At 70.5% G+C, this 12,212-nt stretch carries 9 protein-coding genes and 2 pseudogenes; 5 read left to right on the forward strand and 6 right to left on the reverse strand.

All coding sequences use genetic code 11. The features are described from left to right. Positions 1–205: 205 nt before the first annotated feature. Entirely contained in the window at positions 206–967 is a 762-nt protein-coding gene (locus tag EAO77_RS34800) for a thioesterase II family protein (RefSeq protein WP_147992322.1), read from the reverse strand. Positions 968–1,060: 93 nt separating this feature from the next. Further along, entirely contained in the window at positions 1,061–2,575 is a 1,515-nt protein-coding gene (locus tag EAO77_RS34805; protein ID WP_147992323.1) for a DHA2 family efflux MFS transporter permease subunit, read from the reverse strand. A gap of 703 nt (positions 2,576–3,278) precedes the next feature. Here EAO77_RS34805 and EAO77_RS34810 point away from each other — a divergent pair. Then, entirely contained in the window at positions 3,279–3,911 is a 633-nt protein-coding gene (locus tag EAO77_RS34810; protein ID WP_261994290.1) for an RNA polymerase sigma factor, read from the forward strand. A gap of 226 nt (positions 3,912–4,137) precedes the next feature. On the opposite strand, the gene EAO77_RS34815 is transcribed toward EAO77_RS34810, so the two are convergent. Together EAO77_RS34815 and EAO77_RS40715 are read right to left on the reverse strand one after the other, a co-directional pair. Further along, the gene (locus tag EAO77_RS34815) at positions 4,138–4,359 is read right to left on the reverse strand and encodes a hypothetical protein (protein WP_147992325.1); all 222 of its coding nucleotides are present in this window, start codon (positions 4,357–4,359) and stop codon (positions 4,138–4,140) included. A 323-nt stretch (positions 4,360–4,682) separates the two neighbouring features. Beyond that, positions 4,683–5,110 (reverse strand): annotated as a pseudogene (locus EAO77_RS40715) (hypothetical protein); the annotation flags it as partial. Between the two features lie 616 nt (positions 5,111–5,726). Between EAO77_RS40715 and EAO77_RS34830 the strand changes: the two are divergent. Beyond that, positions 5,727–8,099: an AbfB domain-containing protein gene (locus EAO77_RS34830; protein ID WP_147992326.1), complete on the forward strand. Its 2,373-nt coding sequence runs from the start codon at positions 5,727–5,729 to the stop codon at positions 8,097–8,099. A 322-nt stretch (positions 8,100–8,421) separates the two neighbouring features. Here the strand turns inward: EAO77_RS34830 and EAO77_RS34835 are convergent, their stop codons facing one another. Then, entirely contained in the window at positions 8,422–9,507 is a 1,086-nt protein-coding gene (locus tag EAO77_RS34835) for a hypothetical protein (RefSeq protein ID WP_147992327.1), read from the reverse strand. Positions 9,508–9,520: 13 nt separating this feature from the next. Continuing rightward, positions 9,521–10,540, reverse strand: coding sequence for a hypothetical protein (locus EAO77_RS34840; RefSeq protein WP_147992328.1), 1,020 nt, complete (start codon positions 10,538–10,540; stop codon positions 9,521–9,523). Positions 10,541–10,783: 243 nt separating this feature from the next. Here EAO77_RS34840 and EAO77_RS34845 point away from each other — a divergent pair, with 243 nt between their 5' ends. From EAO77_RS34845 to EAO77_RS34855, 3 genes and pseudogenes are all read left to right on the forward strand, one after another. After that, the gene (locus EAO77_RS34845) at positions 10,784–11,050 is read left to right on the forward strand and encodes a hypothetical protein (protein WP_147992329.1); all 267 of its coding nucleotides are present in this window, start codon (positions 10,784–10,786) and stop codon (positions 11,048–11,050) included. 284 nt (positions 11,051–11,334) lie between these two features. Next, positions 11,335–11,772, forward strand: a complete 438-nt coding sequence (locus EAO77_RS34850; RefSeq protein ID WP_147992330.1) for a hypothetical protein — start codon at positions 11,335–11,337, stop codon at positions 11,770–11,772. A gap of 113 nt (positions 11,773–11,885) precedes the next feature. Continuing rightward, a pseudogene (locus EAO77_RS34855) lies at positions 11,886–12,212 on the forward strand (IS1380 family transposase); the annotation flags it as partial.

The raw sequence follows: 12,212 nt of genomic DNA on the forward strand, positions 1-12,212 counted from the left end.
ATACAGCCATTCCCCCTGCTTTTTCTCGGAGGATGTGTAGGCCGTGGTGCCGCCGGGTAGCCGGGGCCGTCCGGTGTGCCGCCGGCGGCCGGTGCGCGGGGGCCCGGGAGGCCGGTGCGGGGGCCGGGAGCGCGGCGAGGCCCGCGTGACCGGTGACCGGTCGCGCGGGCCTCGTGAGGTGCGGTGCGTACAGGGGTGGGACGGTTCAGCCGCGTGCGGCGGGCACCTCGTCCAGTGAGCGGTGGACGGCGTCGATCAGCGCGTCGCCGTTGTCGGTGAAGAAGAAGTGGCCGCCCTCGTGGACGTCCAGGGTGAACTCGCCGGTGGTGCTGTGCTTCCACTCGGCGGCGTCGGGCTCGGTCACCTTGGGGTCGGACCGGCCGATGTGCACATGGAGCGGGACGGAGACCTGCGCCCCGGGCGTGCCGCGGTAGGTCTCGGCCACCCGGTAGTCGGCCTGCATCGGCGGCAGCACGAGGTCGAGCATCTCCTCGTCCTGGAGCAGTTCGTGGCCCATGCCGCCGAGCAGGGCCATCTCCCGCAGGAAGGCGTCCTTGCCCTTGAGGTGGGTCTGCTCGTCCTTGCGGAGCATCGGCCCGACGCGGCCGCAGGCGAAGAGCGAGCGGGGCGGGTTGCCCAGGGCCTCCAGGCGCAGGGCTACCTCGAAGGCGACCAGGGCGCCCATGCTGTTGCCCAGCAGGACGACGGGCAGGTCGTCCCAGTCGCCCATCAGGGCGGCGATCTCGCCGGCGAGTTCCTGGATGCTGTCCCTGGTGCGTTCGTGCCGGCGGTCCTGGCGGCCCGGGTACTGGACGCCGTGCACCTCCAAGTCGCCGAAGCGGCGGGCGAACTGGAAGTAGAAGTTGGCCGAGCCTCCCGCGTGCGGGAAGCAGACCAGCCGGGCCCTCGGGGCCTCGGCGGTGCTGAGGCGGCGTATCCAGAGACCGAAGTCGTCCGTGGTGGTCATGTGTGTTCCTCCCCGTTGATCGTGCGTACCTCGTGCACGCGGCACCGGTCACGGCCGCACGGGCGGTCGGGGCCGGTGCCGCGGTGGGTGGTGTCAGCCGGTGCCGTCGGCCTTCTGGAGGACCGGGCCCTCGCCGGCCCCGGCGGCGGCCGTGCCGTCGCCGTCCTGCGGTGTCCCGCGCTCCGGGAAGCGGACGAACAGGGCGCAGGCGACGGCCCCGATCAGCAGGAAGGCGACGGGCAGCAGACCGGTCTCGCTCAGGGCCTTGCTGTACGGCTCGTGCACCGCGGCCGGGATGTCGACGGCGCTGCCCTCGACGTGTCCGCCGCCCCCGCCGATGCCCGGCAGGTGGGCGGCGATGCGGTCGACGAAGAGGGCGCCGACGATGGCGCTGCCGAGCACGGCGCCCATCTGCCGGTTGGTGTTGTAGATGCCCGATCCGGCGCCGGCCTGGTGGACGGGGAGGTTGCGGGTGGCGATGGCGCCGAGGGGGCCCCAGGCCATGCCGTTGGCGATGCCGGTCACGGCGGCGGTGGCCGAGAACATCCACAGCTCGGAGCCGGGCTCCATCAGCATGCTGTATCCGACGATCGACACGGCGAAGAGCACGAAGCCGATGGTCGTGAAGGTGCGCGGGTGGGCCTTGTCCGACAGCTTGCCGACGACCGGCGAGGCGACGCCGGTGAGGATCGCGAGCGGCGCGAAGATCAGGGCCGACTCCATGGAGGACAGGCCCCGCACACCCTGGAGGTAGAAGTAGGAGGGCACCGTCATGGCGGTGACGGCGGCGCCGATCGCGGCGATGCCCACGTTGGCCAGGGCGAAGTTGCGGTCGCGGAACAGGCTGAGCAGCAGCAGCGGTTCGTCCTTGTTGCGCGACTGCGTCCAGACGAAGAGGGTCAGCACGGCGAGGCCGGCGCCGATCATCAGCCAGATGCTCGCGGACCAGTCCTTGTTGTTGCCCTCCTGGAGGGCGTAGACCAGCAGGAACATGCCGCCGCAGGAGAGCAGGATGCCGAGCGGGTCGAAGGAGTGCTTCCTGGTCTCCAGGCTGGGCACCAGCTTCCAGGCCAGCGCGAAGGCGAGGATGCCGATCGGCACGTTGATCAGGAAGATCCACTCCCAGCCCGCGGAGTCGACCAGCAGGCCGCCGACGACCGGGCCGAGGAGCAGGGAGACACCGGCGGCGCCGCCCCAGGCGCCCATCGCGGCACCGCGCTTCTCGGCGGGGAAGATCTTCGTGATGACGGTCATGGTCTGAGGCGTCATCAGGGCGGCGCCGAGGCCCTGCACGGCGCGCGCGGCGATCAGCGCGTCGATGTCGCCGGCGACACCGCACCACAGCGAGGCGAGCGTGAAGACCACCAGGCCGGTCAGGTAGACGTTCTTGGGGCCGAAGCGGTCGCCGAGACGTCCGGTGAACAGCAGGGGCGCCGCGTAGGTGAGCAGATAGGCGCTGGTCACCCAGATGACCTGCGAGACATCGGCGTTCAGCGACTCCATGATCGCGGGGTTGGCGACGGCCACCACGCTCATGTCCAGCACGATGAGGGAGAACCCTGCGATCAGCGCGCCCAGCGCCGGCCACGGGTTGCGTTCAACGGTCACGGCTTCCTTCCCCCAGCGATTGCGACCCGTGCTTCATCACATGTCTCCCTCGTGAGCCGACTGTCCCTTTGTCATGAACGCAGATCCGGTGGACGGCCGTCCGGATACGTCCGTGCCACGCTTTCCCGCGGGTGTGTCCGACGTCACATGCGCCGTCGCGCCATGCCCCGCCCGCTACCAGCCACTTGGCGCCCGCATGGAGGCATTTCGTCCGCGGCGCCGCACCCGGGTTCGCCCCAGGGGGCGACACTCCGGGCGCAAGGCGGCGCGCCGCGCCGCCCCGCAGGTCACGGCCTTTCGCGGCGCCGGATCCCGCACCGGTGCGCAGGCGGTCGGGAATGATCGGACGCACCCTCCGAATCCCCCATTCCGGTACGACTTCCGGCCTCTTTCCGTACGCAATTCAACTGCTTGAGCGGCGAGCTGATCGATTGACACCCCGCTCCGGCAGCCCCGTATAGTAAACAGTTGCAGGGGGGAGACAGTCACTTTCCGGACGACGTCCACAGGACTCAAGAGCCTCCACAGGTCACCGAAGTGACGAGGCATCATGCTACATGTCTCATTTCTTCCGTCAGCCGACCCCAGAGCTCCCTGCGTAAACAGGAGAAAAACTACTCAGGGGTACTATGGCTCATTACCCACGGTCACCCACTAACATTCGACCAACGGTGATGGGGGAAGAGAACAAACCGGGGGACATATGCGTACGCCTACCTTGAACGAGCTAGTAGACGACTGCATAGCGGGAAATCAGGACAGCTGGAATCGAATTGTCGAACGGTACACACCGTTGATCTGGGCCATCGCCCGGGGACACCGGCTCAGCACGGCCGACTGCGAGGACGTGAGCCAGACCACCTGGATGCGGGTGATCCAGCACCTGGGCAAGCTGCGCGATCCGGAGAAACTCACCCAGTGGATCGCGGTGTCGGCCCGCAGGGAGAGCCTCAAGCACATCGAGAAGTCCGGCCGCAGCGTACCGATGGGGGACTCACCGGTCTTCGAACGCTCGGAGCCCTCGGAGAACCTCCCCGAGGAGACGGCCCTGGCCAAGGAGCGGGACAACGAGGTCCTGCTCGCCTACTGCGCACTCTCACCGAAATGCCAGGCCCTGCTGGGGCTCCTGGTGACCGACCCGCCGATGTCGTACGACGAGATCAGCGCCACCCTGGGCATGCCGCGCGGCTCCCTGGGGCCGGTCAGGTCCCGCTGCCTGGCGCACCTTCAGAAGCTGCTCCAGCGCGAGACCGAGCGATCGGAGCAGGCTGCGGAGCTCCTCAACGCGATCACCCGCTCGGGCCTGCGGACCTTCGCCCTGGAGCAGCACCGCTGATGCGGTGACCCTCGCCCCGAGGCAGCACCGCTGACCCGGTGGCAGGGCGGTCCGCCGGCCGCACGACACGGGCCCGCGACACGAAAGTGCCTTCCGGCACGGGACGACAGCGCCTCCGGGGCACTGCCGTTCCGCACCGGAAGGCACTTTCCCGTGTACGGGACCGGACCTTCTCCGGCATGTGTCCGCGATCGCATGTCGGCGTGCGACCGAGGAGCGGCGGGGCTCAGCCGCACCCGCGATTGGCCGGACCGGCGGAAGCGGAAACGGTGGGAACCGAATCGGCGTCCGCGGCGTCCTTGCCTTCGTGGATCAGGGCGAACAACGCCTTCGCGTTTTCCAGCACACCGAGGGGAGGCTGTCCGACAGCACTGGAAAGCCTCGCCAGCGTTTCTTCATCCGATTGCGATACCGATACCGCTGACTCTTTTTCGTCCGATTCGTTCATGCCACCCACCTTCCACCGCATTTAGTTCATTCATTAATCAGAAACCCAGGCTATACGCGCGTGTCAGAGGAATCAATACTGGTGCGTTCGGCGGGTCCGCCGCCGGCAGAGTGGCGCCGTCGTGGCGCGGGCTGAAGGCGACCGCCGCTGAACGCGGCCGGCGCGGGAGGGCGCCTGGGCCCGAAGACGACCCCGAGTCCCTCATGAGCAGGCACTTCCCTGCCGGAACTCTGGCGCGCCCTGGCATCGCCGGTTCCCGCGGGGAGGCTGGGGGCCAGCGTACTTGCCTCGGTCGGGGGCTGGAAGGCCCGAGCCGGCATTGATCAGATCTCCGTCCGATCGTGGACCGGAGTGTCCAATTGTGCGCGCCCGCACTCTTTTTCCGGCCAACTTCCCTGCGCCGTTGTATCCACCGGCGCGCCCGCGCCCGGCCGGAGAAATCGGATCACCGGGTGGCCGTGCGCGTGGGAGACCCCGGCGCCCACGCCGTACACCTCCCCGATCAGACGGGGTTGTCAGCACCTCGGCCGGGGTTCCCTCCGCGACCACCCGGCCGTCCCTGAGCACGAGCACCCGGTCGCAGTACATCGCGGCGAGGTCGAGGCCGTGGAGGGCGACGACGGTGGTGACGGGCAGGGCGGCGACCAGTTCGAGCAGGTCCAGCTGGTGCCGGATGTCCAGGTGGTTTGGCCGGCTCGTCGAGCAGCAGCTCACGGGGCTCCTGCGCGAGGGCCCGGGCGATCCGGGTGCGTCCAGGCCCGTGGTGGCCGTGCGCACCCGGTCCTCGAGGCGGTTGACGAGGCTCTCGCCGCGCTCCCCGAGGCGGAAGGCACGCGCCGGGTCGCGTATCTCGCCGTAGAGGTCGGCGAGTTCGAGGGGGCGGCTGCGGGAGCCGTCGCCGCCGCCCGCGTTGTCCTTGCCGGCGGCGCGGTCGGAGGGCGAGACGCAGGCGGGGACACCGAGCTTCTCGTGCCCCGCCCGTCCCCCTCACCGCTGCGCGTCAGTTCCGGATCCGCACCGGCTTCCCTGGCCGTGGTGCGGCCCGACTGGCTCCGGCAGGCTGTCAAGGCCCCGGCCGCGCCCCGCCGTGGCGCCGGTCACCAGGGGCCGTCCCGCCGGGGTGCGGTCCGCGTGAGGGCGCGTTCCGCTTCCGGTCGCGGTCCGGGGCGCGAACACCGGCCGGGGCGGGGACGCGCCGGGACGGGCACACCGGCCCCGCGCGGGGAACACGCGGGGGCCACCCATCTCTGCCGGATGGCTTTACACCACCCCTCCAACGATGTAAAAGCCTTCTCCAACGATGTAAAGCATCCCGTCCGCCGCCCGCCCCGGGCGGCGGTCCCCCGCACCTCGACGAAGGAGCCCCGATGCGCCCGTCGTTACCCCCACCGACCCCCGAGCGGCAGTCCCCCGGACGGCGGCCCCCGAGATGGCGCCGCCTGACCGCGGCGCTCGGCACGGCCGCCACGCTGTGCGCGAGCATGCTGATGGCGGGCGGTCCGACCCAGGCGGCCGAGGCCGCGTGGACCCCCAAGCCCGCCCCGATGACCACCCCGTGGACCGACCAGGTCCCCGTCGACAAGCCCCTGAACGAGTACCCGCGCCCACAGCTCACCCGAGCGGACTGGCTCAACCTCAACGGCATCTGGGACTTCGCCGTCACCGGCGCGAACGCCGGCCGGCCCGCGACGTTCGGCGAGCAGATCCGGGTGCCCTTCCCCGCGGAGTCGGCGCTCTCCGGCATCCAGCGGAAGATCACCCAGAACGACAAGCTCTGGTACAAGCGCACCTTCACCGTGCCGGCCGGCTGGAGCGGCAAGCGCGTCCAGCTCAACTTCGGCGCCAGCGACTGGCGTACGACGGTGTGGGTCAACGACCAGCAGGCGGGAGCCGTCCACAGCGGCGGCTACGACGCCTTCACCTACGACATCACCCCGCTGCTGAACGGCGGCACCAACACGATCGTCGTCTCGGTCTTCGACCCGAGCGAGACCGGCGGCCAGGCCGTCGGCAAGCAGCGCATCCGCGAGACCACGCCCCAGCCCGGCGGCGGGATCTTCTACACCGCCGCGTCCGGCATCTGGCAGACCGTGTGGCTGGAGCCCACCGCCGCGGCCCGTGTCACCCGGCTCGACATGGTGCCCGACCTCGGGAACAACACCCTGAAGGTCACCGTGCACGGCGCCGGAGTCAGCGGCCACCAGGCCCGGGTCACCGTCTCCACCGGCGGCGCCGTCGTCGGCAGCGCCACCGGCCCGGTCGGTTCGGCGTTCACCGTGCCGGTCCCCAACCCCCGGCTGTGGACGCCGGAGGACCCGTTCCTCTACGACGTCCGCACCGAACTGCTCTCCGGCGGCACCGTCGCCGACACCGTCGGCAGCTACACCGGTATGCGCTCGGTCTCCGTCGGGAACGTCGGCGGGAAGCAGCGGCTGCTCCTCAACGGCCGGCCCGTCTTCCACAACGGCACCCTCGACCAGGGGTACTGGCCCGACGGCATCTACACCGCACCCACCGACGACGCCCTCCGCTTCGACCTCCAGAAGCACAAGGACCTCGGCTTCAACATGGTCCGCAAGCACATCAAGGTCGAACCGCAGCGCTGGTTCCACTGGGCCGACCGCCTCGGCCTGCTGGTCTGGCAGGACATGCCCTCCATGGACCTGCGCACCCCGGACGCGGCCGCCCGGGTCCAGTGGGAGGCCGAGTACGACCGCATCATCGACCAGCACCGCAGCTCCCCGTCCGTCGTCATGTGGGTCAACCAGAACGAGGGCTGGGGCCAGTACGACCAGGCCCGCATCGCGAACGAGGTCAAGGCGTACGACCCGTCGCGCCTCGTCGACAACATGAGCGGCGTCAACTGCTGCGGTTCGGTGGACGGCGGCAACGGAGACGTGGTCGACCACCACGTCTACGTGGGCCCGGGTGTGACCCGCCCGTCCGCGACCCGGGCGGCGGTGCTCGGCGAGTTCGGCGGGCTCGGCTTCCGCGTCGCGGGGCACGAGTGGTACCCGGGCGGCGGCTTCTCCTACGAGAACCAGCCGAGCCTCGGCCATCTCGACGACCGCTACATCGGCCTGATCGACGCCATGCGCGAGACCCAGGTACCGCTGGGCCTCTCCGCCTCCGTCTACACCGAGATCACCGACGTGGAGAACGAGGTGAACGGCCTGCTCACCTACGACCGACAGGTCGTCAAGGTCGACGAGGCACGCGTCCGGGCCGCCAACCAGGCCCTGATCAACGCCTCCCGCAACCCGGCGGCCCCGACGGCCCTGCCCACCGGCGTCAACCGCTCCCTGCGTGTGACCACGCCCGGCTACACCGACCGGTACCTGCGCCACCGGGACGCCCTCGGCTTCACCGAGGTCGTGAACGCCTCCAGCAGTGCGCTGCTCAAGGCCGACGCCACCTGGAAGATCGTCCCGGGCCTCGCGGACGGCGCGTGCTACTCCTTCGAGTCACGCAACTTCCCCGGCCAGTACCTGCGCCACCGCGAGTACCGGGTGTACAAGGAGGCCGGCGACGGCGCCCTCTTCCGCGCCGACGCCACCTGGTGCCCGGCCCCGGCCACCGGCGGCGTCCGCCTGGCCTCGTACAACTTCCCGGACCAGTACCTGCGCCACTACGCCTCCGAGGTGTGGCTCGCCACCCCCGGCGGGACGCACGCCTACGACACGAACGACCGCTTCCGCGAGGACACCACCTGGTCGGTGGACGCCCCCTGGGCCCCCTGACGACCCCGTCCGCCCGGGGCCGGTCCGGCCCCGGGCGGGTGTTCAGCGCGCGGCGAAGCCGACGACGTCGGGCCACCGCGGGGGCGACGGTCAGCCGCGGGCCGTCCGTCACCTCGGAGTCCCCGACGTGGACGCGTACGAGCACGTGGTGGCGGTAGCTCCGCTCGCGCCACTGCACGATCGTCCGGCACCGCACCCGTGCGCCGGGCACGCTCGTCGGCCTGGTCGCCGCCGACGCGATGCCGTGCCCGGCGGCCGTCGCGCTCTGCCGGTCGGGCCCGGGACGCGTCGCGCGCCCGGGCCCGTCCCGTATCGGTGCGGGTCAGCGGAGCTGGACGGATGCGACCAGAGTGTTGAGGTCCGGCCAGAGCTTCTTGTTCGTCTCCGGCAGGACGACCCACAGCACCGAGGGGCGGACCCGCCCGGTGTCGACCACGAGGACCGCGTTCAGGTCCATCGTGGACGGCACCCCGCGCTTGTGGAAGTGGATCTCGCTGACCAGCAGCCAGGCGTCATGTCCGTCGACCTTCAGCGGCTGCGAGGCGACGTCGACCAGGATCGCCTGGTCGCGGGGGTACTCGTAGCGCCGCCGCTCGTCCATCACCGCGCCCGCCACGCCCCGCAGCTCCCCGGTGCCGCCGGCCGCGGCCATGATGTCCTCGTCCACCTGCGTGGACTTCACGAGTGCGCGCTGGCGCCCCTCCTGTTCGCGGGTGAAGCCGTCGAAGACCGGATCCAGCGTCTTGCTCCGGTCCCACGTGCCGCCCAGCTCCGCGTACTCCAGGGAGGAGTCCGTGACGGTGCCGATGACCGGCGAGCCCTCGCCCGGGTAGTCCGGCACCTTGACGGTCCCGGTGAGCCGCCGCTCCTCGGGCAGCGGGGAGGCGCCGGGGGTGAGAGTGGGCACGGGGATGCCCCGCTGCGGGGCGTCCGCGGTGCTGCCCGCGCAGGTCGCGGACGAGGAGTCCGGTGTGCTGTGTGCCTGCTGGACCACCTTGCCGCCGACCAGCACGGTGCAGGTGAGGGTGCCCCCTTTCTGGTCCTCGCGGCTTCTGACGTCCAGATAGAAGTCGGTGCCCGCCGCCAGCTCGACGGTCCTGCGGTACGGCAGGATGACGACACCCTGGGGTTCGTGGTTGCCGTTCGCCTCCCCGACGGTGAGGTTCACCGAGGGGTGGTCGCCCGTCGCGATGTAGGTGACCTCGACCCGCCGGGATTCCTTGGCCGGGGATGCCCCGTCGTCGCGCGGGTCGCCGACGGCCAGGGCCAGGCCCACCGCGCCGAGCGTGACCACCTCGCAGAGGATCACCAGGGCGCCGACCAGGTAGAACCCGCCCGGGATCCGGTCGAAGGTCTTCTTGCCGCGGCCGGAGTGGAACTCGCGTCTCGGCTGGGATGTCTGCGTCATGTCGTCCTCCCCCTCACGCCCGGTCGCTGTCGCCGGACCGGCGGTCGGCCGGCTCGTCGGCGAACCGCGTGGCCAGCAGCCCCGCCTCCCGCGCCTCGTCCAGCATCCGGTGCAGGTCCTGGAACCGGGACCGGTCGGCGAGCCCCTCGATCTCGGCGACGGCCAGTTCGTCCCGCACCGTGTTCACCACCAGCTCGTGCATGTCCTCGCCGAGTTGCTCCAGCTCTCGCACGGCCTCCCACTCGTGGTACGCCGCGTCCGCCGCGCGGGTGTTCTCGGCGTACCGCTCCAGCGCCTCCACCCGCTCCTCCAGCGCGCTCGACGACAGCCGCAGCGCCTGCCGCTGAGTCCGCAGCACCTCCTCCACCCGCGAGCCGGAGGCGTTGCCGGCAGCGGTGCGCACCTTCCGCGCCAGCCGGGTCAGCTCGGCCAGGCGCTGGGCGATCTCGTACTGCTGGGCCGGCAGCGTCACGTCGTTGGCGATGTCGTCCAGCAGCCCGTCCCGGTCGACCTGCGACTGGAGTACCGCCGTCACGGCGGCCTGGGCGCGCTCCATCCGGCGCAGCGGCGAGTGGCCCAGCAGCTCGCGCAGGGAGTCGTCGCCGAAGTCCTCGGCCAGGTAGTAGCGGCCGTGGCGCAGCCGGGCCACCCGCTGCCGCTCGTCGGTCCCGCAGCCGAGGACGACGATCAGCAGCCAGGCCAGCAGGTGCACGCCCACGACGGTCAGGATGAACGCCTCGAACCCGAACTGGACCCCGACCCAGATCAGCCCCGCCTGCGCCGCGAACCCGACGGCCAGGCCGGGCCACACGCCGATCAGCGCCCACAGGATCGTCACCGGCAGTAGCGCGCACACCGCGGAGACCCCCAGGGCCGTCCAGATGTCCGCCTTGGTACGGCCGCCCAGCCCCGGCTCCTCGGGCAGCGGCAGCGTGGCGGGGAAGAGTCCGTCGGCGGACTTCTCCAGCAGCGCGCGCTCCGAGCCGTCGAGGGCCGGATCCACCACCGGCCGCAGCGCCATGTCCTGCGCCATTCAGCAACACCCCCCACAGGTTGGGGAAGATCGTGACACACGCCGGAGGGCTGCCCACGCCACCCTCGACGCCGAAGCCACGGCTCTGTGGTTTCGTACGGGAGAACGGGAGTCGTTCGTCGACTGCTTCGGGAGTCACCGCGCGACCCTGTTCCATGATCAATGTCGAGTGGGGTGGGAGTCGCTCACGGTCCGGTGAGCGGCCTCTGGACTCGATTGAACCGTGGACGAGGAGAAGGGTGAGTGACTGCAGTGGTCTTTTCGGAAGCGATGAAGGACTGGGTCTACTGGGACCAGGCCGCATATGAGCTGGGGTTGAGCCTTGGTGCACTCACGGCTGACGTTCCCTTCTCGAAGAGCAAGAGGATCTTCTGGGAAGACAATCCGGCGGGGCGAGCTCTCCACGCCACCCTCCTGGCGCTTGTGGAAGCCGGCTTGCTGGAGTCGCGTGACGATGACGAGGAGTTCCGGTGGGCGTCCACCACGCTCCTGAACGAGTTCGACGACTGAGCTCCTGACCGGGTTGCCGCGCCTCCCGGGCTCGTCGACGAGCGACTCCCGTTCTCGCATACGGAGCCAGCTCTGCGTACCAACCCGGCCTCGGCCTCTCACGAGCTCTGCCGGTCTCGCCGCCGTCGAGTCGCCGTACCCCCGCCGGCCTCGGCCGTTTCCGTCCGGGCACGAGCCGGGCTCGTTCGATGCGGCATCACTCGCCGGATGCGCGACGTTGCCGTCATGTCAGAGCTCGCTCCGGACGGGTGACTCCTCAGGTGTCACCTGCAAGGCTGCACAGCGTGGAGAACGAAACGCTGACCGCCGAGGACTATGCGTCCATCCATCGAGCAACGGAGCTGCTGTCCACGACATACCTCCACCGCCTGACCCTCAACGCTCGTCTGGAGGCGTGGTCGGAGTTCGTCGAGGACGTCGAAGGAGGCTTCGACGTCTGCTGGGCCTGGGAGTTCGACAACGACGCCGCCCATAGAGACTGGCTCCACGATGCCTGGCCGATCTTGACCGAACGGGTTCGCCGGCTGCGCCAGCCCGAGCTCGACGCTCTGGACGACCGGTTCCGAGCAGCCACCGCGCCCATGACGCCACGTGGCATGAGCAGAAGCGCGATGGACGAACGGGAGGAGTGGTGGCAGTTCCGTTACCCCCTGCAGGTGACAGGAGATCCGGGAGATCCGCTGCCTCCGACCTGGTCGCCGCCACCGACGTACATCGGATAGTCCTGCGGGATGGCACCTGGTGGCCCCGAACACGGAAAAGCGCCCCTGCCCTTGGACGATTGGGCTTGTCGACGGTCCAGGACGCGACCGCGACCCGGAAGAAGACCTTCGGCCTCGCCGCCCGCGGACGCCGGCTGTCCCACTCGGTCGGCACGACCGTCACCGAGGCCATCCACCGTGCCGTGCTCCTGGTTCCGGCCTCGGACTGGACCCCGGCCATCGAACGGGACGGGCAGGTCCGCGACGGCGCCCGGGTCGCCGAACTGTCCGGCGAGGTCCCGAGGGGCTGGCCGAAGGGACTGCGGCTGATCGTGCGGGAGGAACGGCCGCACCCGGGCGCACAGTTGCGCATCACCGACGCCGATGGACTGCGGCTGACCTGCTTCGCCACCAACACCACCGCCCTGCCGATCGCGGCACCGGAGCTACGACAGCCGGCG

Source organism: Streptomyces sp. T39 (assembly GCF_008042045.1).
Lineage (GTDB): Bacteria > Actinomycetota > Actinomycetes > Streptomycetales > Streptomycetaceae > Streptomyces.